We start from the raw sequence: 24,966 nt of genomic DNA, 5'->3' as shown, positions 1-24,966 counted from the left end.
CACGGGCCAGCGGTTTGGGCTACGCGCATTTTTGCCTAGTGTCCGGCGATCCCTGCCATAGCGCGTGACTGCGCAGTGCATATACCTACAATGCGGCTCCATCACCGAGGCAACTGGGCCCGCTAGTACTTCCATGGCATTTGTGAAATCACATTTTCAATTTCGCATCAGCACTGCGTTGCTCTGCGCAGGCTTGCTGTTGTTGCCATGGTCTTCCACCTTACTGGACGGACCCAGGCCTGCATTACCGGGGGAATCCATTCGCGAGCTGATTGATGTAATGGTGATGGATGTGGGGCCTCAACTCTTCTTCTTGGCCTTTCTGTTCGCCTTGGCTCGAATAGGCTGCTCAATCTGGCAGCGCCGTTGGGTTGGGACCATCCAGCCGATGACCGAAATGGCGCTTTGTTTTCTGGCTTTGTTATTCATCCCCACCTACTGAGATACCGAGAGCTCCACCAAGGTGGGGCGTTCTGCCAGCCAGCCTTAGCTTTGTGTCGGGTACAAAGAAATTTCCAGCCCTATCCCCAGCGCCCCGGCGCGCCGCACCAACACTGCGGGAAAAGCCAGGTACTGAAACCCTTCCTCTCTGGCCTCCCGCGCAAAATCCAGCGTCGCGGCCGCCTCCTGCGCCTGCATCATCCATCGGATATCGGCGGCATGGTCGCTCAGAAATGCCAACGCATCCTGCAGTTGGCCGGAAACATCATCGAAGTCGCAGTCGCTCACCAGGAAATGGGCGGTGCCGTTTTCCAGCCGGTAGGGTTGGATCGTGGTATTCGCCAAACAGACGTCCACGTTCAAAGCTGAAACTCGCAATACTGCGCTCATCGTCAATATCTCCCTCGCTGCTTTTGGTGCTTTATTGCGCTAGAGAATGGCCGATTATTCAGGCGATTCTCCAAGCAAAAATTCTAGCGAAGATGCCGCGAGGCCCCGCATCTTCCGTCTTTGCATGGGTGGGGTTCTATATCCAGAGATCATTCGCTACCGTGCGCTCCCCCGCCTCGCCATCCCCCGTATTCGCCACCCCGCGCGGCTCGATCAGCAGCAGCTGGACCTCGTCCTGCGCAAAGGGCTTGTGCTCCAGGCCTTGGGGGATGACGGCCATCTGGCCGGCCTGCAGGTGGAGGGCGCGGATGCTGCCGCTGGCATCGCGCAGGTCGATGCGCAGCTGGCCATCGAGGACGATGAAGGTTTCATCGGTGTCGCTGTGCTGGTGCCAGAGAAATTCGCCGGCGATCTTGACGACCTTGAACTGGTAGTCGTTCATCTCTGCGACCACGCGCGGCTGCCAGTGGCCTTGCAGCTGTGCGATCTTGCCCAGCAGATCAATGGACTGGCCTTGGCCACGGTGGCTGGGTGCGGGAGAGGTTTCGGTAGGTGCGGACATGGTGTTGCTGTAGGTGTTGAAAGCAGCAGCCAGCTTAAGAACCCGCAGCCCGGAAGTATTGAACGTTTGTGGTGCCAGGTTCAGCGAGGTGGTGCATGGCGCATCACCTGCAGCCAGCGCCCCGGGGTGATGCCAAAGGTTTTCAGAAAATGCCGTGTCATATGGCTTTGGTCGGCAAAGCCGGCGTCCTGGGCAGCGTCGGCCAGTGACAGGCCCGCCAGCAGCAGGCGCCGCAGGGCATCGAGCCGGCGCATCGTCAGATAACGGTAGGGGCTGGTGCCGTAGAACATGCGGAAATCATGCGACAGGCTCCAGCGGTCGCGGCCGGTGGCCGCTTCCAGCTCATCCAGCGCCACCACCCGGGTGGCATGGGCCTGCAGATAGTCACGCGCACGGCGCGCGGCCTGGTAGTCGCCCTTGGCTTTGGCGCGCCGCGTGCCGGGCCCGCCGGTGGCAGCGGCCAGCGCATGGGCCAGCTGCGCCAGCGCATCGCTTTGCTCCAAGGGCTCGACGACATCGTGCACACCTTGCAGCAAGGCTTCGGCGGCGGCCGATATGGCCGGATAGTTGGTGATGCCGCCTTCCAGAAAGGGCAAAGCGCTGCCGCCCAGAATGTCCTGGATCAGCGCGGGCTCCACATAGACCATGCGGTAGCGAAAGCCCTCGTCCGTGCCGGCCTGCCCGTCATGCGCCTCGTCGGGATGCAGCACCAGGGTGCTGCCGGCCAGGCTGTCGCGCCGGCCGCGCCGGTAGTGAAAGCTTTGCACGCCCGCCAGGGTGCGCCCTATCGCATAGGTGTCGTGGCGGTGCATCGCGTAGGCATTGCCCTGGAACCAGGCCTCGATGCGCTCCATGCTGTCGGAAGGCGGGCTGCGCAGCACCCAATCCGAACGTGGCAAGGCAGGGGGGCGGGGCATCAAGGATCCAGACAGATGGTGGAAGCAGGGAACGAGGTGCTGATTCTACAAACCATCCCCCAAGCGGCGCCCGCCACTGGCGGCACCGAACCCCAGCCAGCCCCAAGCCCACCACAGCTTGCCGCACAATAGCCAGATTGCGCTTCGTATCCGCCAGCCTGCGCGTTGCCGCCAGCCCCCAACAAACCATGCTCCACTACCACACGATTCCCGTCACCGCGTTTCAGCAAAACTGCTCCCTGGTCTGGTGCGACCAGCAGATGGAGGCCGCCGTCATCGATCCCGGCGGCGATCTGGAGCGCATCGAGGCAGAGATCGCACGCCTGGGTCTGCAGCTCAAGGCCATCTGGCTGACCCATGCGCATATCGACCATGCCGGTGGCGCGGGCGAGCTGGCCGAGCAGCGCGGGCTGCCGATCATTGGCCCGCACCCGGGCGACCAGTTCTGGATTGATGGCCTGCCCCAGCAAAGCCAGATGTTTGGCTTTCCGCCCGCACAAAGCTTTACGCCCACGCGCTGGCTGCAGGATGGCGATACGGTCAGCATCGGGCATGAAACCCTGCAGGTGCGCCACTGCCCCGGCCACACCCCTGGCCATGTGGTCTTCCATGCGCCGCAAATCACGCGCTGCTTTGTCGGCGATGTGCTGTTTGCCGGCAGCATTGGCCGCACCGATTTCCCCCAGGGCAACCACCAGCAGCTGATCGACTCCATCACCCAGCGGCTCTGGCCCATGGGCGATGCGACGGTGTTCATCCCCGGCCATGGACCCGAGAGCAGCTTTGGCCGCGAGCGCCAAAGCAACCCCTATGTGGGTGGGACCTGATCTCAAGCGAAGGTTGTAAGGCCAAAGGCCAGCGGCACGCCGCTGGCCTTTTTTGCTTGGGCGCCGATCAGAACTTGGCGGTCAGCGAGGCATAGAACGAGCGGCCCGGCTCGTTGTAGGTGGCGGCACCGGCACCGTAGATGGTGCGCGGGTTGTTCACTCCCACGGCATTGCCCATGCGGTAGAGGCGCTTGTCAAACAGGTTCTTGATGCCGGCGGTCAGGGTTATATCCTTGCTGAAGCTGTAGCGTGCGCCCACGCCCACCAGCGCATAGGGGGCCAGGCGGCGGGTTTCTTCGCCGGTCAAGGGCAGGCCCTGGTAGTCGAGCTTGTTGGGCTTTTGGCCGCCATACCAGGTCACCGAGCCGAGCAGTTGCAAGGCGTTGGTGGTCTGCCATTCCACGCGCGAGTTGAGCGTGTACTTGGGGATGATGGACAGCTGCTCGCCGGTGGTCTTGTTCTTGCTCTGCACCATGTAGGTCAGGTTGTTACTCAGGCGCACCGCAGGGCTCAGCTTGATGTTGAACGTGCCCTCCACGCCAGACACCACCGCCTTGGGGATATTGGTCCAGGTGAACACATCGGCATTGGCATAGGCGCCCGTACCGCCGGTCGCGGTGCCGATGGGGGTCATACCCGCGTCGATCTTGTTGCGGTAGTCGTTGTGGAACAGGGTCACACCGGCCAGCAAGCCCTCGTCGGCGTACTCGATGCCCAGCTCCTTGTTGATGCTGGTCTCGGGCTTGAGGTCGGCATTGCCCATCAGATAGCAGGCACCGCCCGCGCCCCAGCAGCCAATGCCGCGGCTGTACAGCAGGTAGTTGGGGTTCATCTGGTAGAGGTTGGGGGCCTTGTAGGCCCGTGCCACGCCGGCCTTCAAGGTCACCTTGTCCGTCAGGTAGTGCGACAGGTTCAGCGACGGGCTCCAGTTGGTGCCCACCTCGCTGTGCTGGTCCAGGCGCAGGCCGGGGGTCAGCAAGGTGCGGGCATTGAGCTCGATGTTGTCTTCGACAAAGACCGAGGCAATGCGCGAGGATATCTTGCCGCTGCGGCCGGTGTTGTCCACCCCCGGCACGCTGCCGGCCTCGGTCGTGGTCTGCGATACCGAGTTGCTGTCTTCGAGTTTTTGCTCCACCCACTCGGCGCCCACCGTCATCACATGGGGCAGGCTGCCCCATTTGCCCCGGGCGCTGATCTCGCCATGGGCGGTCAGGATGTCGAGCTTGGAAGTGCCATAGGCATCGCTCGAGAACAGGCCTTCGGTGCCGCCGGCCAGGCCTTCATTCATGCGGATGTTGCGCGTGGTTTCGTACTGCAGGTAGGCGGTGGAGCTGCCAAAGTCGTACTCGCCCTTGTGCGTGACGGCATAGGTGGAGCGGTACATGCGGTTGGTCTCGGTGCCCAGCGCATCGAGCACGCGCTGCGAGGTGGCGACCAGGTTGCCATTCGCATCGACCGTGTAGTTGTTGGTGTTCTGCGTATCGCCTGCGTAGATGTTGCCTTGGCGGGCAAAGCTGGCATCGAAGTCGATACGGTGGCCCGCTGCGGGCTTGAGGCTCAGGCGCCCCGAGAGGTTGCGATCGCGCACGCCTTCGCGGCCGGCCGGGTAGGTGCCGGCATAGATGCCGGTGCGGGTCGAGGCATGGCCTTTGTTGATGTCCCAGGCGTCCGCATCGGTCTTGTCCACATTGCCGCTCAGGCGAAAGCCCAGTTGCTCCGAGATCGGCCCGGCCAGCGAGAAGCTGGTGCGGCTGCTGCTGCCGTCCCGCGAATCTTCTGGCTGGTTGTAGTACACCGTCGCGCTGCCGCTCAGCTTGTCAGGGATGCCTTTGGTGATGATGTTGACCACGCCGCCAGCCGCCCCATTGCCGTAGCGGGCGGCAGCGGGGCCGCGCAGCACTTCGATCTGCTCGACGGCCTCCTGCGGCACCCAGTTCATATCGCCCCGGGTGTCGCGCTCCCCGCGCCAGCCGTAGCGCACCGATCCCCGACTGTTGACGGGCTTGCCATCGACGAGGATCAAGGTGTTTTCCGGGCCCATGCCGCGCAGGTCGATCTGGCGGTTGTTGCCGCGCTGGCCGCTGCTGGAGTTGCTGGTCAGGTTCACGCCGGGCTGCTGGCGCAGCACATCGGCCAGGTCATTGCTGGGCTGGCTGTCCAGGTCCTCGCGCGTGACGGTCGAGACGCCCGGTGCCTGCTTCCAGGCGCTTTCTGCCGTGCCCAGCACCTGCACCGTCTCCAAGGTCGGATCCTGCTCCGACGGAGTCGTTGCTGCTGCCGGGGTTTGTGCCTGCGCTGCCGCCTGCACACCCACTACCAGCACCGCTGCTGCCACGGCGCGCAAGCGCCACCCCTGTTCCCCTGCCTGGATCGACATACCGCCCCTTTTTTGAAAGATGAATGATTTTCATTACCAAGTACTGAATTCTTCCATCTGGGGGAGGCTCCGTGGTTTGCGCGGACAACAAAGATGTTTGCGCCAGCGGCAGACCCGCCCGCTTGAGGGCCAGGCAATGCATGCAGAGAGGAGTGGGGAAGCTTTAGACCCGTACCCGCGCCAGCTTGGGCGCCAGACCAAAGCGCCTGCGGTAGGCGGTGGCAAAGTTGGCGGCGCTGGTGTAGCCGGCCAGCAGTGCGGCCTGGCCCACGGTGATGCCATCGCGCTCCAGCGCCTGGCGGGCGCGCTGCAGCCGGCATTCGCGCAAAAACTCAAACACGGTGGTGCCGTAGACGCTGCGGAACTGGCGCTGCAAGGTGCTGGCATTGACGCCCGCCTGGCGCGCAATCGCATCCATCGACAGCGCATCGGCCTGGCCCGAGGCCAGAAAGGCATGCAGCTCGCGCAGCCGCTGGTGCTCACGCGGCAGCAGGCCTGCTGCACTGGCGCCTGGGGCGGCGGCCTCGCCATCGCCCACGGTGGCCAGGGCCTCGCCCAACAGCTCCAACGCATGGCTTTCCAGGTACATGTGCTGCAGCAGGGGCGTCAAGCCGGGCGGGTGCACGATCTGCTCGGCAATCACCGCGGCGCGGGGCGACAGCTGCCAGTGGCGCGTAGCGAGGTGCTCGTGCATGAAGCGCTGCAGGCCGGTGGCGGCGCCATCGCCGCCACCGGCCTGCGCCAGCCAGGCGGGGGTGAGCCCCAGGCTGACCCGGCGCGAGTAGACGCCCGAGCGCGCCCGCCGCTCAAAGCGCTCGCGCTCGGCCACCGACACCAGCGCCGCGCTGGCGCCTGCGCCCGCATGGCTCAGCGCCACCCGGGTCAAACCGTAGGACACATCAATCCGTCCCTCCAACAGCACCACCAGGCGCAGCCCGGCATCGATCTCGGCCCGCGCGGTCTGGTCACGCAGGTCGCAGCCGTCTTCGCTGTGCAGGTGCAGACCCGGGCGCAGCTCGCGCAGCCGCGATACATGCGCGCGCAGATCCGCCTGATCCGGGTCCGGGCTGGATGCAGGATCAGCGCTGTGCATAGGCCGGGCCGGTAGAGCGTGGAAGGGATGCCCAGCATGCGCAAACATTTTTCTTGCTGCAGCAAACATGGGCCAAGCGGGTTTGTGCCATGCTTGCCATGATAATTTCTTAATGCAAATCATTCTCAAGCCCATGGTTGATTTGCCGCAAGCCCAGCCCCTATGCACATCGCCCTGCCCACCTTTCCCACCCTGCCCTTGGCCCAGCTGGCCGATATGACCCGGCGCCGTTTGCTGGGCCTGGGCGCCGCGCTTGCACTGCCCGGCTGCGCCTGGCAAAGCAGCCTGCAGGACGCCCCGCCCGTGACCCTGCCCGGCACCCGGCAGCTGGACCTGCGCGCCCCCGGCATGCCCGGCCCGGGCGCGCCGGAGCGCGTGCACCGCATCATGGTGGCCATGCCGCCCGTACCGCCACCGCCCCAGGGCTACCCGGTGCTCTATCTGCTGGACGGCAACCTGCTGTTCACGCCCACCGCGCAGCTGATGCGCAACCGCTTTGCGCGCGGCCCCTCGGTTCCCACGCAAGGCGCCGTAGTCGTCGGCCTGGGCTATGCCGACAGCGCGGTGCTGGACCTGAGCGCCCGCAGCTATGACTACACGCCGCCTGCGCCCGGCCCGGCCACCGATGAGCGCGAGCGTGCCGAAGGCGGCGCCGACCATTTCCTGGATTTCATCGACCAGCAGGTGCGCCCGCTGGTGGAAGAGAGTTGGCCGATCGACAAGACACGCCAGACCTTTTTTGGCCACTCGTATGGCGGCCTCTGCGTGCTGCATGCGCTGCTGACCCGCCCCGGCAGTTTTCAGCGCTATGTCGCTGCCAGCCCCTCCATCTGGTGGCGTGATGGCTTTGTGCTGCAAGCCTTGCCCGGCTTTTTGGCCCATGCCGCCAGCCAGCCGGCAGATGCGCCCGCGCTGCAGCTGTTGCTGACCCAAGGCGAGCGCGAGGCGCGGCCTGCCAAGCAGACGGCAGCGCCTTCCAGCGACCCGGCCCGTGATGCGATACGGCGCCAGCGCCAGAACGCGCCCGGCATTCCGGCCTTGATGGAAGGGCTGCGCGGCGCACCGGGCCTGGCGCTGCGCTATGCCAGCTTCCCCGGTGCCGACCACGGCGGCGCCATGCTGCCAGCGGCCCAGCAGGCGCTGGCCTTGGCCATCCAGGACTGAGTGCCATGTCCGAGCCCGCACTGACAAGCCTCAGCACCCAAGGCCAGGTCACCACGCCTGAGGCCAGCCGCTATCTGCAGCGCCTGTGCTACCACTTCAGCCGCAAGATCAGCGTGCAGTACGACAGCCAGCAAGGCGAAGCGCAGTTCCCCTGGGGCCACTGCAGTTTGCGGGCCGACGACGATACGCTGACTTTTGTCTGCAGTGCTGACAATGCCGAGGCACTGGCCAGGGTGCGCCATGCAATCGATGCGCATGTGGCGCTGTTCTCGCGCAAGAACCCGATGGTAGTGGCCTGGGTCTAAGACCTTTTAGCGTTTGGCCTGCTCGTAGAGGCCTTGTACCTTGGGCACATTCGCCTGCAGGCTGGCGATGCGGTTGGGCCCCGTCGGGTGGGTGGACAGAAAGCCGATGCCGCCTTTGCCGGTGGCAGCGCCCATCTTCTCCCACAGGCTGACAGCGGCCTGCGGCGCATAGCCTGCGCGCGCAGCGATCTCCAGGCCCACCAGATCGGCATCGGATTCATCGGAGCGGCTGAACTTGAGCGTGAGCAACTGCCCTCCCAGGTTGGCGGCAGCGGTGCCCATATCGCCCAGCCCAAAAATGGCCGCGCCCAGGCGGATGCCCAGCCCGGTGGCCTGGGTCTTGGCCAATTGCTCGCGGGAGTGCTCGCGCAGCGCATGCGCCATCTCATGGCCCATCACCATCGCAATCTCGTCGTCGCTGAGCTGGAGCTGGTCGATCAGCCCGGTATAGAACACGATCTTGCCGCCGGGCATGCAAAAGGCGTTGATCTGCTTGCTGCCAATCAGATTGACCTCCCAGCGCCAGTCCTTGGCACGCGGGTTCCAGGCCTGGGTCTGGGCAATCAGGCGCTGGGCAATGGTTTGCAGCCGCTGCAACTGCGCATTGCCTGGCCCCGCCAGCGCCCCTTGCTGCTTGGCCTGCGCCAGCAGCTGCGCGTACTGCTGCTGGGCCGCCTGCTCCAGGGTCTCGGCCGGCACCAGGTTGCGCAAGGCCGATGACTTGCCCACATCCACCTGCGCCCAGGCACTGCCTGCGCTACCGGCCCCCACCACGGCAGCCCCTGCCACCAGGGTTTGCAGCCAGGCGCGGCGCCCATGGCAGGCGCAACCGAACAAAAGGGACGAGTGGGGCAGGTCAGGCATTCCAGTTCCAATCATGAAAACGCGATGATTGCACAGCATTTTTAGCGCCAAATATCATTACGCTTACCACACGAATGAATATATTTAATAAATAAATTGCAAACGATGGTGCGCTCTGGTAAAAATCGCCACCCAATTACATTTTGCTTCAAAGCAAAACAGGCCCGCCCATGCCTAAGCTCCGTTTTCTTGCTGCCGCGACACTCGCGGTCGGCCTAGCCACTGCTGCACACGCACAGATGGAAATCCCTGCTGGCTCCGAAGGCAGCCTTGGCGGAGGCAGCCAGGACCTGGGCTGCGAGGCCGTCACGATTGCAGGCAGTTACGCGCTGGATGGCGGCTCGCTACAAAACGCTGGCGCCTTTTTGATCGAATCCGGTGGCTTGCTCGATGCACAGGGCAGCATCCAACTGGGCTCGGACTTTCGCAACCAAGGCACATTGAACGCGGCGGCCAGCGCCATGGTGTTTGACGGTTCCTGCGCCGCAGCCGGTGCCAGCATCAGCGTCTCCGGCGTCACGACGGTCGCCAACCTCACCATCAGCTCTACCAGCGGCCAAAGCTTTGTGCTGCCCAATGGCGCCAACATCGTGGTCACCGGCAGTTTGGTTCTACAAGGACTGCCAGGTCAGCCGGTGCGCATCGTCACTGCGGGTGGCCAGCCAGCGACCTTCACGCTGGGGCCTGGCGCGCAGGTGACCCAGCAAAACGTCAACCTCGTCAATGTCTACGTCGGCCCGCCGCCTAGCACTGCCGCCGTGCCGGTGCCCGTCTCCGGCCTGGGCTGGACAGCCAGCCTCAGCCTGCTGCTTTCGATTCTGTCTTGGGGCGCCTTGCGCTCTACCCGCATCCGCTCTTTTCTGAGAACCCAGCCATGAACCTCGTCACCTCCTTCTTCCACAGCCGTTGGCTGGCCGGCGGCATCATGGCCCTGGCGGCCAGCGCCGCCTGGTCTGCGGACACCAGCTTCAAACCAGCCGTTGGTTCCGGCTTTGTCATCAAGGGCCAGGCCAACCAGGACCTGTTCCGCGTGCAGGGAACCGGCGAAACTTTTGCCCCACCACTGCCCAGCGCGCCGGCCACGGGCACCGAGCAGCTGTGTATGGACCCTGCTACGGGCCGTTTGTTGCGCTGTGAGCCTGGTATTGGCACGGGCCCCGCTGGCCCGATCGGTCCCATCGGCCCCCAAGGTGTTGTTGGTCCGATCGGAGAAACCGGTCCCATCGGCCCTGCAGGCCCGACAGGCGCTACCGGCCCTGCAGGTGCGACGGGCCCCATCGGTACCACTGGCCCAGCAGGCCCCACTGGCCCCGCTGGCGCAATTGGCCCAACGGGCGCGATCGGTCCGATTGGTACTACCGGACCTGCAGGCCCCGCTGGACCTACGGGTGCCACCGGTGCTACAGGCGCAGTAGGCCCCATAGGCCCCAACGGTGCTACAGGCGCTACGGGCCCTCAAGGTCCTGTCGGGGGCACAGGTGCCACTGGCGCACAGGGCCCTCAAGGCACGATTGGCCCAGCCGGACCTACAGGCGCAACTGGCTCGATTGCCGCCATCCACGCGGTAGAGGTTGCCAGCACTGGTGAGCTGTGCCAGGCAGTAGCTTGCTGCGCACAGGGTGAACAAGTGGTCGGTGGTGGCCATGAAGCCTTCAACACCCGCCTAGGCAATGCAGCCTACGATGTCCGCGTGTCTATGAGCGCTCCGGGTACCCCCGCTGCATGCAATGGCGCACAAGGCTGGTCAGTGCGGGTGCTCAACTCGTTCAGTGGCGACAACTCCGTGTCTTGCAAGGCCACTGCGCTTTGCGCCCCGGCCGCGCCCGCCGTCCCATGACCCTGGCAGCCGCTTCCAGCCCCCCAGCCCAGCCCCACCAGGGTCTGTGCCTGCAGGGCATCACCACCATGCGCCTGCCCTGGCGCCTGGAGGTAGCGGCCGCCTTGCAACAAGCCCAGCAGTTGCCCGAATCACTGTGGCGCATGCATTTCAACAAGGGCCGGCATGACGGCGGCTGGCAGGCCTTGGCGCTGCGCGCTGCAGCGCAGGCCCCGTCGGACATCATGCCCATGGATGCCGAGGTGGAGGCCTATGCAGACTGCGAAGCGCTGCAAGCCTGCCCGGCGATTGCCGAGCTCTTGAAGGGTCTTGACCTGCAGTGGAAATCGGTGCGGATGATGCGCCTGCAGCCGGACAGCGAGATCATGGAACACAGGGACGCAGGCCTGTGCGCCGCCGAGGGCGATGCCCGCTTGCACATTCCTTTGCAGACCGAAGAGCAGGTGTTCTTCCACCTGGGTGGACGGCGCGTGCACATGCGTGTGGGCGAGTGCTGGTACACCGATGTCTCCCTGCCCCACCGCGTGCGCAACCGCAGTGGCAAGGCGCGCATCCACCTGGTGGCAGATGCGCTGGTGGACGAACGCCTGGCCCAGGCCTTTGCCGCCGGTGACCAAGGTGAGCCAGCGCCCAAGGACGGCGATCCCTGGCTGGCCTTTGAACAATTTCGCCAGCAGGTGTTTGCAGAGCCTGCGCTGGCCGATGCGCTGGCCGGCTGCCCGGACCTGGCCAGCCTCAGCGCTCGCAGCATCGAGATGGGTCAGGCCCAGGGCCTGGTGTTTGATGCTTCCGATGTCGAATCGGCGATGCAGGCCGGGCGCCGCGCCTGGAATGCCCAATGGATGCTTTGACACTCCAGGGCTGGCGGCCCGTGCGGCTGTACCAGGATGGCAGCCAGACCATGGTGGACTGGGCACGCCTGGGCGATGCACCGCTGCGCGCCCCCTTTTACCAAGAGAGCCTCAAGCCGCTGCTCGGTACGCCCTTCAACCAGGCGTTTCGCCGCCAGACGCCGCTGGAAGTACTGCTGGCCTGGCATGCGCAGTCGCCGGGTATTGCACCTTGCCTGCTGGTCTTCCATGTCTCGCGCTGCGGCTCCACCTTGTTTCCCCAGGCACTGGCGGAAAGCGCCCAGCACCTGGCGATGTCCGAGCCGCCTCCGGTCGATTTCTTGCTGCGCGAGGCCCTGGTCAACGGCTGGCTCAGCCCCGCACAAGCCATTGCCGCGCTGCGCGCCTGGATGAGCGCCTGGGCCCAGCGCAGCGATGCGGCCAGCCCGGCACTGCAATCGGCCAGCCTCAAGATTGACGCCTGGAACACCGACCAGGCCCCGCTATTGATGCAGGCCTGGCCCGAGGCCTTGCCGGTGTTCCTGACCCGCGAGCCGCTGGCGGTGCTGGTTTCGCAGATGCAGGAGCGCGCTTTTTACCTGGTGCCTGGTGCCTTTGGCCCCTCGTTCGGCCTGCCGGGCCTGAGCTTGCTGGAGCAGGCCACGATGCCGCCCGAACAGTACTGCGCCCGCATGCTGGGCCGCATTTATGCGGACATGGCCCGGGTGGCCGATCCGGCCCAGGCGCTGGTGCTGGACCACAGCCAGCTGCCCGAGGCCATCGAGCATTTGGTGCTGCCAAGGCTGTCCTGGCAACCCGATGCTCCTGCGATGTGCGCGCTGCGCGCGCGCCTGTCACGCCACGGCAAACGGCCGCATGAGCCCTTTGCCCAAGACAGCGACGACAAACATGCCAAGGCCAGCGCCGAGATGCGCGCACTGGCCGAGCAATGGATGGCCCCCCATTACCAGCAGTTACTGGCCCGCTGCGAGGCCCATGACCGCGCAGAGACTCTCACCGAGGCCGCACTATGACCATGATCCCAAGACGCCATTTTCTCGCCTCCACCAGCGTGGCCGTCAGTACGACCGGCGGCTGGGGCGCTGCGCAGGCGCTTGCGCCTGAAGCGACCGCCCCGCACACCACCAAGGCCTGGCAACTGCTGGCCGTGGCACCCCAGTCGCACAAAGTGGCTGATCTGGGCAGCGACTACCGCCGGGGCCTGGAACTGGGCCTGGCCCAGCGGCCCGAGGTCGCTGTACAGCTGCACTGGGTGGAAGCCCAGCCGACTCCCAACCGCGCCGCCCGCAGCATTACCGCTGCGATGGACAAGTTGCCCCAACTGCACGGCGTTATCGGCTGGATGCCACCTGCCGTCGAAGCCAAAGTCGCCGCCCATGCGCAGCCGCGAGGCCTGCCGCTGTGGGCCAGCGATACCGGTGCCGATCTGCCTGCCGCTGGCAAGCCGGGTCAGGCCCAGGCTGTCGTGCGCCATAGCCTGGATCTGTGCGGCAGCGCCGCGCAGCTGGCGCAGGCTGTCTACCAACAGCTAGGCTCTAGCACTGTGCTGGCCGTAGGCCATGTGGAAAGCGGCTACGACTTTGTCTACACGTTTGAGCATGCCTACCGGGCGCTAGGCGGACGGGTTCTGGCCCGCCATGTGGGCCAGCAGGTACCGCAAAGTGAAGAGTTCGATGGCCTGCGCGCTACCCTTATTAGCCACCGGCCCGATGCGGTGGTGGCCTTTTATTCCGGCCCGCAGCTAGCTCGCTTTGCCCGCTGGTGGGAAACGCAGTCGCAAAGCACGGTGGAGCTAGCTGGCTTTCCCTGGCTTGCTGAAGTACCTACGAGCAGTAAGCCCCTTATTGCCGGTGCATGGCCTAGCACTACTCAAGCTGAGCCTGGCTGGCTACAGCGCTTTGAGCAAGCCGGGTTGCCTTGGACGGCTGCTGCTTTGCTTGGCGCCGAGGCTGGGTACAGCATGGCGAATACCATCGAGAAAAGCATTCAGTTGCCCTCCGCGTCTGCCTTGCAGCAAGTCTGGCAAACGGCCGTTCTGCAAGGTCCTCGCAGCAGCCACCCCTACATGCCCACAGCTGTCTCCAGATTCTCTACGCTGCCCACCATCCCGCTTATCAGTGGATGGCTCAATGGCTATCTGCAAACTTAACAACATCAAAGGAACCGACCATGGAACCGTTTATTGGCTTGATCACTATGTTCGGCGGCAATTTTGCCCCCAGAGGCTGGGCGTTCTGCCAAGGACAGATACTCTCGATCGCCCAAAATACCGCTCTTTTTTCCATATTGGGAACCACCTATGGTGGTAATGGCCAGACAACCTTTGCGCTTCCTGACTTGCGTGGTCGTGTGCCTACGGGTACGGGTCAAGGGCCGGGACTGCCTCCTGTCACCCAAGGGGAAATGGCCGGAACCTTAACCAATACCTTGCTCATCACGAATATGCCTGCGCACAACCACGCTGCGACAGTGAGCAACAGCACCATAGCTAGCACCTCTGCGGGAACCTTGCAGGCGCCAACGGCAGGTTCTCTGCTCGCGCAATCTAACCAGCGTGATGCGCAGTACATTGAATCGGCAAACGCTGGTACAACGGTTCTGTTGGGTGGTAGTCAAGCCAATGTCACCGTGGGCATTGCGGGCGGATCGCAGCCTTTCTCCATCACGCAACCCTATCTGGGCCTGAACTTCATCATCGCCCTGGAAGGCATCTACCCATCGCGCAACTGAGCATTGAGCATTGCAGAAGCGGCCCGCTCAGCCGGGCCGCTTCTGTTCCAAGCCCAGCGCATCCAGATACGCCAGTACAGCTCTCAGCGCAGCTTCAGGCGCCAGGTCTTCGCCCCGCAAATGCAGCTCCGGCTGCAGCGGCCGCTCATAAGGGCTGTCAATACCGGTAAAGTCGCGCAGCTCGCCGCGCCGGGCGCGCGCATACAAGCCCTTGGGATCGCGCGCCTCGCACACAGCCAGCGGCGTATCGACAAACACCTCGACAAAGGCGCCGGGCGCAAACAAGGCCCGTGCCTGTACCCGGTCTGCCGCAAACGGCGAGATGGCAGCCACAATGACCACCAGGCCGGCATCGGCCATCAGCCGTGCCACATGGGCCATGCGGCGGATATTTTCTGCCCGCGCCTCGGCGCTGAAACCCAGATCGGCATTGAGCCCCTGGCGCAGGTTGTCACCATCGAGCGCACAGGTATGGCAGCCGCGCTGGTGCAAGGCCCGCTCTAACGCATGGGCCAGGCTGGTCTTGCCGGAGGCTGACAAGCCGGTAAACCAGATGCAGCAGGGCGCATGGCCCATCAGCGCAGCGCGCTGCGCAGCTTGCAGCGCCTGGCCGTGTGGAAAGATGGAAGCAGCGGGCTTGGGGCGGCCGGTCATTCGGTAGGCTCCGTCTTGTTCGGCTCACGACGCATAGTCAAATACAGACCATCGCCTGGCAGTTGCACAAAGCCTAGCCGTACATATAAATGTCGCGCCCGGTTTTGGGGTTCCACGCTCAGCGCCATGGGCTGCTGCTGGGCATCGGCACATTCGCACAACCACCGCAGCAGAACACTGCCCAGGCCTTGGCCGCGCTGTGCAGCCAGCAGCGAGATATCGACGACCCGCAGTGCATCAGCGCTGCCATCGACGATCAGCCGTCCAATCGATTGGCCATCCCGCTCGACCAGGTAATGCAGCGCCTCGGGGTAGTAGCTGCGGTAGTGCTGACGCTGAAACTCAAACTGCGACTGGCAGAAGGCATCGATGGCCTCAGGCGGCCAGCCGGTCACCGCCAGCTCGTCGCTGCGCACATCGCGGTAAAGAGCACGCAAAAAATCCGCATCCGACGCCAAGGACTGGCGCAGCTGCAAGCTGCCCAGCTGCAGGGCTGCAGGCAGCTCAGAGGGCATGGCTGAATTGGGCTTCGTAATAGACGCCCTGCGCATCGGCACCAGTGGCGGACACCATGATGGCAAAGTCACCCCAGTCCGCATGGCGTGCGCGGTAGGTCTGGCTGGGCAGCATCGGGGCCGGCGGGCCCTGAAAATTGAGACGGAAAGCGGCCATGCCTGGAGCCGTTCGGCTTTGCGCTTCAAAAGCCGTGACCAGCAGTGGAATCTGGTGCGTCTGCCCTGCCGTGTCCCCCGCCAGAAAGACCAGCGACTGGCCCGGGAGCTGGCTCGCCATGTCTTGCGTCAGCACCCGCGACCATACGGCGTCATCCAGTTGGTAAGTGGCTTCGGGCAAGGTCATACAGGGGCAGCAAACGCAGTCCGTGGTGGCAAGAGCGCTATTCTATCGCCGGGCCTGCAGAACTCGCCGGCCATACGCGACCCGCCAGTCAACTGCGCATCTCGGCTTTCACGACCACCCACAGTCCCAGCAGCACCGCCGCCAAGCCCACCCAAGCCACCCAGGGCTGGTGCTCGCCGACAATCCACACCGCCAGCACAAAGGCCGCCACGGGCTCGATGAGGCTGAGCGCCACGCCGGTGGGCCCGGAGATATGGCGCAGGCCCATCGAGAACAGCAAGTGCGCAATGCCCGAGACGACGGAGCCCAGGTAGACGACGACCAGCACGGCAGACAGGCTCCACTGCGGCATGCCCGCATACAGCGCGGCGACGGGCAGGGCCAGCAATGCCGCGCCGCTGAACACATAGAAGTTCACCACCTTGGGTGACATATGGCTGACCAGGCGCTTGTTGACCAGCGCATAGCCGGCATAGGACAGCCCCGCGAGCAGGCACAGCGCCAGCCCAGGCCAGGAGACCTGGCTGCTGCCGCCCTCGCCCATCACCATGGCCACACCACCGGCCACGCTGACCAAGGTGCCTAGCCACCACAGCGGCGACAGCGGCGCGCGCAGCACGACTGCCTGCAGCAGGCCCGCCCAGATGGGGCTGCTGCCAATGGCGACGGCCGTGCCCACGCCCACACCCGCCATCTGCAGGCCGGCATAAAAGAACACGCTGTAGCCGCCAATGCCCAGCGATGCCCAGAAGAACGACGACAGCCGCAGCCCCGCCTGGCTGGGCTGCAGCACCAGGCTGCCGGTGTTGCCACGCCGGGCCCAGAGCAGGCTCAGGCCCAGAAAGGCCGCCGCCACCGCCAGTTGCGCTGCGCCTACCCAAAACGGCGACAGCCCCGCCGCCCCCAGGTACTGGGCCGTGCCGCTGGTGCCCCAAAGCACGCCGGCAATGGCGACCAGCGCAATGCCCTGCGCCGAGGCGCTGAAAAACGAAGAAGGGGCAGAGGAAGCCATGCCGCTGGAAGTCTGTGTCATGCCGCTATGGTGCCGCGACGGGGCCTGGGCAAATGTCGAGAAACGCTTGTGCCTGTGCTGGCCAACGTGCCCAGGGCATCAAGCGCCCTTGCGCAGGCTGCGGCTGCCCACGCCACGATCGCGCCGCAGGGCATAGGCCAGCGCGCTGGCCGTGCTGTAGCCGCAGCGCAGCGCCGTGGTCTCCAGCGGCTGGCCGGCGGCCAGTGCCTGGCTGGCCTCGGTCAGGCGCAGGTCGCGCAGCCATTGCTGGGGGGTGCTGCCGGTCAGCTCTTGCCAGCGAACATGAAAGCGCTGCGGGCTCAGGTGCGCCAGGGCCGCCAGTTGGGGGGTGCGCCAGTCGCCAGCCAAATCGGCTCGCACTGCAGCGGTGATGGCCTGCACATCCAGCGCGCGGCGCAGCAGCAGCGCCGGCGACTGCTGCACCCAGGCCACATGGGCCTGGGCCACCGTCAAGGCCGAGGCATGGGTGGCCAGCCAGTCGCGCGGTGGCGCGGCAAAGCGGCGCATCTGCGCCCAGTCGGCCCCGTCGGGCACATCCACCACGGCCAGCGCACTGCCCTTCTGGGCCAGGTAGGCGTGGGTGGAGCCGGCCGGTATCACCACGCCGCTGGCGGTGTCGACATAGGCGGCCTTGCCATCGACCTCCAGCTCCATGCGGCCGGCCAGCGCATACAGCAGCTGCACATGGTCATGGCTGTGCGCCTGCTGCTCGCCTTCGTAGTGGCGAACAGAGTAGTCAGGAGCCAGCAAGCGGTGGTGGGAGTGGTCGGCCATGGCAGCAGCGGTGCATCAGTGCATAGCGCACAGTGTAGCGATGCGCTGGCCGTTGCTCCCTGTTGCGCCGCTTGCCCCGCCCGGCAGTGCGGATCAGCGTATATTGGCGCATTGTCCGGGCCTGGCCTGGGCCTCCCTCGTTTTACTGCACCGCCCGTCTGCATGGCCGACACCTCATCCTCCGTGACTGCTTCCCCCGCCCGCCGCTCCTGGGCGGACACGTTCCGCGTCTACACCGAGCCGGCCAGCCTGCGCATGCTGGCGCTGGGCTTTTCTGCCGGCCTGCCGCTGCTGCTGGTGCTGGGCACCTTGTCGTTCTGGCTGCGCAAGGCGGGGATTGACCGCAGCACCATCGGCTACCTCAGCTGGGTGGGCCTGGCCTATGCCTTCAAATGGGTCTGGTCGCCCTTGGTTGACCGGCTGCCGCTGCCGGGCCTCACGCGCCTGCTGGGGCGCCGGCGCAGCTGGCTGCTGCTGGCCCAGGGCCTGGTGATTGCCGGCCTGCTGGGCATGGCCTGGGTTGATCCGCAACTGCACCTCAAGCACGTGGTCTGGTGCGCGCTGGCGGTGGCCTTTGGCTCGGCCACGCAGGATATTGCGCTGGATGCCTACCGCATCGAATCGGCCGATGCCGATCGCCAGGCGGCGCTGGCAGCCACTTACCAGACGGGTTACCGCATCGCGATGATCTGGGCTGGCGCCGGCGTGCTGTGGCTGGTGGCCCTGGGCCTGCAAGAAGGTGCGGGCGACTACCAGCGCCAGGCCTGGGGCTTTGCCTATATGGTGATGGCCGCCTCGATGCTGGTGGGCGTGGTCACCGTGCTGCTGTCGCCCGAGCCGGCAGCCAAGCCCATGACCCCCGCCCGCAATGCCGCCCAATGGCTGCAGGAGGCACTGGTCGCCCCCTTTGCCGACTTCATCGGCCGCTACGGCTGGCATGCGGTGCTGATCTTGGCGCTGATCGCGATCTACCGCATCTCCGATGTGGTGATGGGCATCATGGCCAACCCTTTTTATGTCGACATGGGCTACACCGAGGCCGAGGTCGCTTCGGTCAGCAAGATCTTCGGCGTCATCATGACCCTGGTCGGCGCCTTCATTGGCGGCGTGATCTCGATGCGCATCGGCGTGATGCGGGTGCTGATGCTGGGCGCCGTGCTGTCGGCCGGCAGCAACCTGCTGTTTGCTTGGCTGGCCACCCGTGGCCATGACCTGGTGGGCCTAATTGCGGTGGTCTCCGCCGACAACCTGGCCGGCGGCATTGCCTCTGCCGCCTTTATCGCCTACCTGTCGAGCCTCACCAATGTGAACTACTCGGCCACCCAGTACGCGCTGTTCAGCTCGATGATGATGCTGCTGCCCAAGTGGATTGCCGGCTTCTCGGGCGTGTACGTGGACCATTTTGGCTATGCGCAGTTCTTTGTATCGACGGCGCTTTTGGGGCTGCCGGTGCTGGTGCTGGTCTGGCTGGCGTCGCGCATCAGGCCTGTCACCGGCGAGTTCTGAGAACGTTGACAGGAGCTAGGTGCGGTTTACCAAACTTTACGGCAGGGACAATCCGGCGCCACCCCAGCGTGCCACGATGGCCACCTATAGCAAAATCTGCGGGTTCTCCCGCCCATAACCATGACTGCCATGCATACCCACCAACTGTTGATGATCGAAGATGACGAGCGTCTGGCCAATATGGTGAGCGAGTATCTGGCCCAGTCGGGGCTGCAGGTCAGCCACATGGCCGATGGCGCCAGCGGCCTGTCGGCCCTGCAGGATCCGGCCAGCGGCCAGTCGCCCGACCTGGTCATCCTCGATCTGATGCTGCCCGATCTGGACGGCCTGGAGGTCTGCCGCCGCATCCGCACCCTGAACGGCCCGGCCGCCCAGGTGCCTATCCTGATGCTCACCGCCAAGGGCGACCCGATGGACCGCGTCATCGGCCTCGAAGTGGGCGCCGATGACTACCTGCCCAAGCCCTTTGAGCCGCGCGAGCTGCTCGCCCGCATCCGCGCCATTCTTCGCCGCCGGGTGGATGGTGGCAGCGCCGCAGCTCCCGCCAGCCAGGTGCTGCGCTTTGGCAGCCTGGAGATCGACCGCGACGCCCGTGCCGTCACCATCAGCGGCAAGCCCGCCGACCTGACCAGCTACCAGTTTGACCTGCTGGTCACCCTGGCCGAGCGCGCCGGCCGCGTGCTCAGCCGCGACCAGATCATGGAAGCCGTGCGCGGCCGCGAGCTCGAAGCCTTTGACCGCTCCATCGACGTGCACATGGGCCGCATCCGCGCCGCCATTGAGGCCGATGCCAAGAACCCACGCCGCATTCTGACCGTGCGTGGCGTGGGCTATGTGTTTGCCAAACAGCAGGACTGAGGCCCGGCGCTAGCGCTCCTTTGCACGCATGCATCTCTACAAATACTTCGCCGAACGGCTTTATCTGCGTATCTGGCTCACCGTGGTGGGCGGCGTGGCCGTGCTGATCCTGGTGATTGGATGGGCCTGGCAGGCGGCGGCGGAGAAGAACGCCACGCCGCTGCAGCCGCCTGCGCGCGAGCTGCTGATCCGCGGTGCCGATGGCTCGGTGATGCTGCATGGCGAAGCGGTGCGCCAGCCCGGCGACCCGAGCGAATTGGTGCTCTACCTGATCGAAGACGACCAGGGCCGCACCTATGAGATGGAGCTGCAGCGCCGCAGCGGCCGGGGCGAAACCCACCGCCCACCGCCGCCCAATCTGGGGCCCTGGTGGTTCTGGGTCAAGCCGCCGTTTGGCTTTTTCTGGATGCTGGGCCTCATCGGCGTCGTCGTCGTTGTGGGCGTGTTCCCCATCATCCGGCGCCTGATGGGCCGGCTCGAAGCGCTGCGCAAAGGCGTCAAGCAGTTTGGCGATGGCGACCTGTCGGTGCGCGTCGATGTGCGCGGCAATGACGAGGTCAGCGACCTGGCCGAGCAGTTCAATGCTGCAGCCGCCCGCATCGAGGCACTGGTGCAAGCGCACAAGTCGCTGCTGGCCAACTCCTCGCATGAGCTGCGCAGCCCGCTGACCCGCATCCGCATGGGTGTGGAGCTGATGGGCGAAAAGCCCTCGCCCACCTTCAAGCAGGAAATCCAGCGCAACATCGCCGAGCTCGACCAGCTGGTCGACGAGATCCTGCTGGCCAGCCGCCTGGGCGCGCGCGAGGCCGATGTGGGCACCTCCGAGATGATCGACATCATCGGTCTCTGCGCCGAAGAGTGCGCGCGGGTCGAGGCCGACCTGGAAGTGGCCGACATGCATGGCGATGCCATCGAGGTGCGTGGCATTGCCAAGCTGCTGCGCCGCGCGGTGCGCAACCTGCTGGAAAACGCCCGCCGCTACTCCCAGGGCCCGATCACCTTGTTCCTGGACAAGCAAGGCGCCTATGCCGAAATCCGCGTGGCCGACCGGGGCCCCGGTGTGCCACCGGACCAGCAGGAACGCATTTTTGAATCCTTCTACCGCATGCCCGGCGCCAGCGAGCGCCACGGCGGTGTGGGCCTGGGCCTGGCCCTGGTGCGCTCGATTGCCGAGCGCCATGAGGGCAGCGTCCACTGCGAGGAACGTGAAGGCGGCGGCGCAGTCTTTGTGCTGCGCCTGCCTCTGGCACCGCTGGCACGCAGCGCGCCTGCGCAAACCCTGCCTCCGGCTAGCGCCTAAAGCCGCGAACGCTTGTACAAAGGGCCTCTTGCTTTGCAGCAGAGGCCCTTGCTCATTGCAGGCTGGATGTCAGTGCGTAGAGCCGCTAACACGGCCCAGCAAACCGAAGGTTTGCGGTTGAGACTAGGCGCCGAGCCGCAGGCAGTACAGACGTACGACAAGGCTTGGCAACGACGTATCAAGGGTCGTGTTAGTGGCTCTTAAAAGGCGACGCCGGAGCGCAGCGCAATATTGGCATAAGGAGTGCATTCACCGGTGCGCACCACGGCCACGGCCTGGCGGCTCATAGCCTTGAACTCCTCATGCGACACGCATTGCGGCGCGCTTGGCAGGCCATCGGCCTGGCGCTGCTGGTACCAGGCCGGCAGTTGCTGTCCGTCCAGGCATTCGTTGGCGACGATGGCCGCTTCCACCTGCAGCTCACTCAGGATGGCCTGCAGCACCTGGTCCAGGCTGGGCACGCCGCGCGCCACGGCCAGGTCCACCCGGCGCACGCCAGGAGGCACCGGCAGGCCGGCATCGCCAATCACCAACATATCGCCATGGCCCATCGCGGCGATGATTTGCGACAACTCGATATTCAACAGCGCGGCACGCTTCATACGGGGCTCCAGGGGCTGGCTTCGGTGCGGGTGGCCACCTCGGCATGGAAAGGAATGGAAGGCTGTGCGCCAGCACGGGTCACGCAGATGGCTGCCGCACGGATGGCCCACTGCGTGGCCTCGTCCAGCTTGGCGCCGGCGGCCAGCTGCACGGTCAGCGCACCCAGGAAGGTATCGCCGGCGGCCGTGGTGTCCACCGCCTGCACCTGGGGGGCACGGTGCCAGTGGGCGGCGGCTTCAGCGCCATCGGCGGCTTGGTCGCAGCAGACGGCACCCTGGCTGCCCAAGGTCACCACCACCTGGCCCACGCCCTTGGCCTGCAGCCAGCGGGCGGCACGGGCTGCGCTCTCAGGGCTGTCCACCGGGCTGCCGCTCAGCTGCGCGGCTTCGGTTTCGTTCACCACCAGCACATCAATGCGGGGCCACCAGGCATCGGGCAGTGGCTGCACCGGCGAGGGGTTGAGCACGGTCTTGCAGCGCTCGGCGCGCGCGCTGCGCAAGGCCTGGTCAACCTCTTCCAGAGGGGTTTCGAACTGCAGCACCACATAGGCGGCATCCTGCAGCAGCGGGCGCAGCACCTGCTCGGTCACCTGCAAGCGCAGGTTGGCGCCGGGCACCACGACGATCTGGTTCTGGGCACTGTCATCAACGCTGATGACGGCGACGCCAGTGGCATCGCGCGCGCTGCGCTGCACATGCTGCACATCGATATGGTCGGCCACCAGGCCGGCCAGCAGCTGGTCGGCATAGGCGTCCTCGCCCACGCAGGACAGCAGGCTGACGGCGGCCCCCTGGCGCGCGCAGCTGACGGCCTGGTTGCCGCCCTTGCCGCCCGGCACCTGGCTGAGCGACTGGCCCAGCATGGTCTCGCCCGCGCGCGGCATGTGCGGCACGCGCAGCACCAGGTCCATGTTCAAACTACCCAGCACCACGATACGCGGGGCCTGGCTCAAGATAGGCACATTCACACTGTTTCTCCACTCACAATCGGCACGGCAGCGCGGGCCAGGGCCCGGCTGCTCTCCCGGGTGACCAGGGCCGGCACCAGCATCTGGGTGCTGGCGGCAGCCGGCTCGGCGCTGCGGCCGGCCTGGATGCGCTCCAGCAACCAGGCCAGCGCCTGCTGGGCCATGGCCCGGGTCGGCTGGGCCACCGTGGTCAGCGCTGGCTGCGTATAGCTGGCCAGCTCGATATCGTCATAACCCACCACGGCCACATCGCGTGGCACCTGCAGGCCCGCCTCGTGCACGGCGCGCAGCGCGCCCATGGCCATCAGGTCGTTGCAGGCAAACACGGCCGTGGGCCGGTCGGCGCTGGGGTCGCGCAGCAGGCGCTGCATGGCCACATAGCCACCGTTGACGGTGAAATCGCCATGCACCAGCAGATCAGAGGGCTGGCCCACCAGCTGCAGCGCCTGGCGCCAGCCCTGTACGCGCTGCTCGCTGGATTGCAGATCCTGCGGGCCGCCGACACAGGCAATGCGCTTGCGGCCCATGGCCATCAGGTGCTGGGTGGCCAGCATGCCGCCTTGCACATGGTCGGTCTGCACGCAGGGGCGCTCCAGGCCGGCAATGGCCCGGTCGATCAGCACCATCGGCAGCGCGGTTTGCGCCAGGTGTTGGGACATCAGCGCATCATCGCTGGTGGAGGCCACGATCAGGCCATCGACCCGCTTTTGCGACAGCACATCCAGGTAGACCTGCTGGCGTCCGGCATCGTTGTCGGTATTGCAGAGCAGCAGCGCATAGCCGGCGGCAAAGCAGGCGTCTTCAACCGCGCGCACCAACTCGGCAAAGTAGGGGTTGGAGTTGTCCGGCACCAGCATGCCGAGGGTGTGCGTGGCCTGGGTCTTGAGGCTGCGCGCCACCGCGCTGGGCACATAGCCCAGGGTCTGCACGGCCTCCTGCACACGCTCTTGCGTGGCCGGCAGCACCGAACGTGTCTTGTTCAGCACATGCGAGACCGTGGTGACGGACACGCCCGCCAGGCGCGCCACGTCCTTGATGCTGCTCATCACCACCGTCAGGCCCGGCGTGCGGCACGGCGCTGGCGCAACGTGTCGATGATCACAGCCACCACGATCACGGCGCCGGTGATGATGCGCTTGGCAGGCTCGCTGGCGCCGATCTGGGCCAAGCCCGCTTCCAGCACGGCGATGATCAGCACGCCAAAGAAGGTGGCGATCACCGAGCCGCGTCCGCCCATCAGGCTGGTGCCGCCAATCACGACGGCAGCAATCACCTGCAATTCCATGCCGCTGCCGGCATTGGGGTCGGCCGCTTCCAGGCGGGCCGATTGCATCAGGCCTGCCAGGCCGGCCAGCAGGCCGGTCAGCGCAAACACCAGGATGCGGATGGGTCGCGGATCGATACCGGCCAGGCGCATGGCCTCTTCATTGGTACCGATGCCGACCACATAGCGGCCAAACACGGTGCGGGTCAGCACAATCTGGCCCAGGGCCACCACCACGATGGCGATGACAAAGGCGGCCGAGACGCCATAGGCGATGGGCGCTGCCAGACCGGAGATCGCATCGCCGACATACTGGGTGCGCGAGTCGGTCACCAGGTAGGCCGCGCCGCGCAGCGCTTCGAGCATGCCCAGCGACACGATGAAGGTGGGCAGGCGCCAGACCACCGAGATGGAGCCCAGCACCGCGCCGCAGAGCAAACCGCAGAGCAGGCCCAGCGCGCCTGCAGCCCAGGGGTTGAGGCCCCAGACCAGAATCGCCTGGGCCGCCACAGCCGCCGACAGCGCCAGCACCGAGCCCACCGACAGGTCAATGCCGGCCAGGATCAGCACAAAGGTCATGCCCACGGCCATCACCGCCAGTGCGGGGATCTCGTTGGCGATGGTGACAAAGGTCTCGGTGCTCCAGAAATACTCGCTCAGAAAACTGAACAGCGCGACCATGGCGGCCAGCACCAGAAACAGGCCCACATAGGTGCCCCAGGCCTGCATGCGGCCCGAAGACGCCTGCGAGGCGGAGCTGGCAGCCGGTGCAGCCGACGGCGTAGGCGCGC

Annotated in this window: 26 protein-coding genes and 1 pseudogene; 12 read left to right on the top strand and 15 right to left on the bottom strand. The window is 65.6% G+C overall.

The window, feature by feature from the left end; translation table 11 throughout:
• Positions 1-133: 133 nt before the first annotated feature.
• Entirely contained in the window at positions 134-442 is a 309-nt protein-coding gene (locus EDF71_RS16080; protein WP_133857588.1) for a hypothetical protein, read from the top strand.
• A 44-nt stretch (positions 443-486) separates the two neighbouring features.
• On the opposite strand, the gene EDF71_RS16075 is transcribed toward EDF71_RS16080, so the two are convergent.
• From EDF71_RS16075 to EDF71_RS16065, 3 genes are all read right to left on the bottom strand, one after another.
• Positions 487-831, bottom strand: a complete 345-nt coding sequence (locus EDF71_RS16075; protein WP_133857587.1) for a hypothetical protein — start codon at positions 829-831, stop codon at positions 487-489.
• A gap of 136 nt (positions 832-967) precedes the next feature.
• Positions 968-1,393, bottom strand: a complete 426-nt coding sequence (locus EDF71_RS16070; RefSeq protein WP_133857586.1) for a cupin domain-containing protein — start codon at positions 1,391-1,393, stop codon at positions 968-970.
• An 80-nt stretch (positions 1,394-1,473) separates the two neighbouring features.
• Positions 1,474-2,310: an AraC family transcriptional regulator gene (locus EDF71_RS16065; RefSeq protein ID WP_133857585.1), complete on the bottom strand. Its 837-nt coding sequence runs from the start codon at positions 2,308-2,310 to the stop codon at positions 1,474-1,476.
• A 188-nt stretch (positions 2,311-2,498) separates the two neighbouring features.
• Between EDF71_RS16065 and EDF71_RS16060 the strand changes: the two genes are divergently transcribed.
• Entirely contained in the window at positions 2,499-3,137 is a 639-nt protein-coding gene (locus tag EDF71_RS16060; protein ID WP_133857584.1) for an MBL fold metallo-hydrolase, read from the top strand.
• A gap of 67 nt (positions 3,138-3,204) precedes the next feature.
• On the opposite strand, the gene EDF71_RS16055 is transcribed toward EDF71_RS16060, so the two are convergent.
• Positions 3,205-5,514: a TonB-dependent siderophore receptor gene (locus tag EDF71_RS16055; protein WP_133857583.1), complete on the bottom strand. Its 2,310-nt coding sequence runs from the start codon at positions 5,512-5,514 to the stop codon at positions 3,205-3,207.
• A 163-nt stretch (positions 5,515-5,677) separates the two neighbouring features.
• Positions 5,678-6,607, bottom strand: coding sequence for a helix-turn-helix transcriptional regulator (locus EDF71_RS16050; RefSeq protein WP_133857582.1), 930 nt, complete (start codon positions 6,605-6,607; stop codon positions 5,678-5,680).
• Between the two features lie 162 nt (positions 6,608-6,769).
• On the opposite strand from EDF71_RS16050, the gene EDF71_RS16045 reads away from it, so the two are divergent.
• Complete coding sequence (locus tag EDF71_RS16045) at positions 6,770-7,771, top strand: alpha/beta hydrolase-fold protein (RefSeq protein ID WP_133857581.1); 1,002 nt, start codon at positions 6,770-6,772, stop codon at positions 7,769-7,771.
• 5 nt (positions 7,772-7,776) lie between these two features.
• Positions 7,777-8,076: a DUF2218 domain-containing protein gene (locus EDF71_RS16040; protein WP_133857580.1), complete on the top strand. Its 300-nt coding sequence runs from the start codon at positions 7,777-7,779 to the stop codon at positions 8,074-8,076.
• Positions 8,077-8,082: 6 nt separating this feature from the next.
• Here the strand turns inward: EDF71_RS16040 and EDF71_RS16035 are convergent, their stop codons facing one another.
• The gene (locus tag EDF71_RS16035; RefSeq protein ID WP_133857579.1) at positions 8,083-8,940 is read right to left on the bottom strand and encodes a M48 family metallopeptidase; all 858 of its coding nucleotides are present in this window, start codon (positions 8,938-8,940) and stop codon (positions 8,083-8,085) included.
• A 239-nt stretch (positions 8,941-9,179) separates the two neighbouring features.
• Between EDF71_RS16035 and EDF71_RS16030 the strand changes: the two genes are divergently transcribed.
• From EDF71_RS16030 to EDF71_RS16005, 5 genes are all read left to right on the top strand, one after another.
• Positions 9,180-9,818, top strand: a complete 639-nt coding sequence (locus EDF71_RS16030) for a hypothetical protein (protein ID WP_133857578.1) — start codon at positions 9,180-9,182, stop codon at positions 9,816-9,818.
• A gap of 955 nt (positions 9,819-10,773) precedes the next feature.
• The gene (locus EDF71_RS16020) at positions 10,774-11,628 is read left to right on the top strand and encodes an aspartyl/asparaginyl beta-hydroxylase domain-containing protein (RefSeq protein ID WP_166656563.1); all 855 of its coding nucleotides are present in this window, start codon (positions 10,774-10,776) and stop codon (positions 11,626-11,628) included.
• Positions 11,616-12,641 (top strand): sulfotransferase family protein, encoded by a 1,026-nt coding sequence (locus tag EDF71_RS16015; RefSeq protein WP_133857575.1) that lies wholly within the window; start codon positions 11,616-11,618, stop codon positions 12,639-12,641. The genes EDF71_RS16020 and EDF71_RS16015 overlap by 13 nt, the downstream gene beginning before the upstream one ends.
• Positions 12,638-13,777 (top strand): hypothetical protein, encoded by a 1,140-nt coding sequence (locus EDF71_RS16010; protein WP_133857574.1) that lies wholly within the window; start codon positions 12,638-12,640, stop codon positions 13,775-13,777. Before EDF71_RS16015 ends, EDF71_RS16010 begins: the two co-directional genes overlap by 4 nt.
• Before the next feature lie 20 nt (positions 13,778-13,797).
• On the top strand, positions 13,798-14,358 hold the full coding sequence (locus EDF71_RS16005) for a tail fiber protein (protein WP_133857573.1): 561 nt from the start codon (positions 13,798-13,800) through the stop codon (positions 14,356-14,358).
• Positions 14,359-14,385: 27 nt separating this feature from the next.
• On the opposite strand, the pseudogene cysC reads toward EDF71_RS16005, so the two are convergent.
• From cysC to EDF71_RS15980, 5 genes and pseudogenes are all read right to left on the bottom strand, one after another.
• Positions 14,386-14,973, bottom strand: a pseudogene (gene cysC / locus EDF71_RS16000) (adenylyl-sulfate kinase); the annotation flags it as partial.
• Between the two features lie 35 nt (positions 14,974-15,008).
• On the bottom strand, positions 15,009-15,527 hold the full coding sequence (locus EDF71_RS15995) for a GNAT family N-acetyltransferase (RefSeq protein ID WP_166656562.1): 519 nt from the start codon (positions 15,525-15,527) through the stop codon (positions 15,009-15,011).
• The gene (locus EDF71_RS15990; RefSeq protein WP_133857570.1) at positions 15,517-15,870 is read right to left on the bottom strand and encodes a hypothetical protein; all 354 of its coding nucleotides are present in this window, start codon (positions 15,868-15,870) and stop codon (positions 15,517-15,519) included. The genes EDF71_RS15995 and EDF71_RS15990 overlap by 11 nt, the downstream gene beginning before the upstream one ends.
• Positions 15,871-15,958: 88 nt before the next feature.
• Complete coding sequence (locus EDF71_RS15985) at positions 15,959-16,882, bottom strand: DMT family transporter (protein WP_133857569.1); 924 nt, start codon at positions 16,880-16,882, stop codon at positions 15,959-15,961.
• Positions 16,883-16,981: 99 nt separating this feature from the next.
• Positions 16,982-17,677 (bottom strand): AraC family transcriptional regulator, encoded by a 696-nt coding sequence (locus EDF71_RS15980; RefSeq protein ID WP_133857568.1) that lies wholly within the window; start codon positions 17,675-17,677, stop codon positions 16,982-16,984.
• Between the two features lie 162 nt (positions 17,678-17,839).
• Between EDF71_RS15980 and EDF71_RS15975 the strand changes: the two genes are divergently transcribed.
• The 3 genes from EDF71_RS15975 to EDF71_RS15965 all read left to right on the top strand — a co-directional run bounded on the left by EDF71_RS15975 (position 17,840) and on the right by EDF71_RS15965 (position 21,341).
• Complete coding sequence (locus EDF71_RS15975; RefSeq protein ID WP_133857567.1) at positions 17,840-19,183, top strand: MFS transporter; 1,344 nt, start codon at positions 17,840-17,842, stop codon at positions 19,181-19,183.
• Between the two features lie 129 nt (positions 19,184-19,312).
• Positions 19,313-20,041 carry a response regulator transcription factor gene (locus EDF71_RS15970; RefSeq protein ID WP_133857566.1) on the top strand — a complete coding sequence of 243 codons (729 nt, stop codon included), beginning with the start codon at positions 19,313-19,315 and terminating at the stop codon, positions 20,039-20,041.
• A gap of 28 nt (positions 20,042-20,069) precedes the next feature.
• On the top strand, positions 20,070-21,341 hold the full coding sequence (locus tag EDF71_RS15965) for a HAMP domain-containing sensor histidine kinase (RefSeq protein WP_133857565.1): 1,272 nt from the start codon (positions 20,070-20,072) through the stop codon (positions 21,339-21,341).
• A 200-nt stretch (positions 21,342-21,541) separates the two neighbouring features.
• Here EDF71_RS15965 and rbsD read toward each other — a convergent pair whose 3' ends face one another.
• The 4 genes from rbsD to EDF71_RS15945 are packed head-to-tail and all read right to left on the bottom strand — an operon-like array spanning position 21,542 to position 24,904.
• Entirely contained in the window at positions 21,542-21,943 is a 402-nt protein-coding gene (gene rbsD / locus EDF71_RS15960) for a D-ribose pyranase (RefSeq protein WP_133857564.1), read from the bottom strand.
• Positions 21,940-22,911, bottom strand: a complete 972-nt coding sequence (rbsK, locus tag EDF71_RS15955) for a ribokinase (RefSeq protein WP_279586294.1) — start codon at positions 22,909-22,911, stop codon at positions 21,940-21,942. The genes rbsD and rbsK overlap by 4 nt, the downstream gene beginning before the upstream one ends.
• On the bottom strand, positions 22,908-23,957 hold the full coding sequence (locus EDF71_RS15950) for a LacI family DNA-binding transcriptional regulator (protein ID WP_133857563.1): 1,050 nt from the start codon (positions 23,955-23,957) through the stop codon (positions 22,908-22,910). The genes rbsK and EDF71_RS15950 overlap by 4 nt, the downstream gene beginning before the upstream one ends.
• Positions 23,958-23,965: 8 nt before the next feature.
• Positions 23,966-24,904, bottom strand: a complete 939-nt coding sequence (locus EDF71_RS15945) for an ABC transporter permease (protein ID WP_243854335.1) — start codon at positions 24,902-24,904, stop codon at positions 23,966-23,968.
• Between the last annotated feature and the right edge of the window lie 62 nt (positions 24,905-24,966).

Origin of the sequence: Comamonas sp. JUb58 (genome assembly GCF_004364775.1) — a bacterium.
Classification (GTDB): domain Bacteria; phylum Pseudomonadota; class Gammaproteobacteria; order Burkholderiales; family Burkholderiaceae_C; genus Comamonas.
The sequence above is the reverse complement of the archived record's forward strand: the minus strand, read 5'-3'. Positions and strand labels throughout refer to the sequence as shown.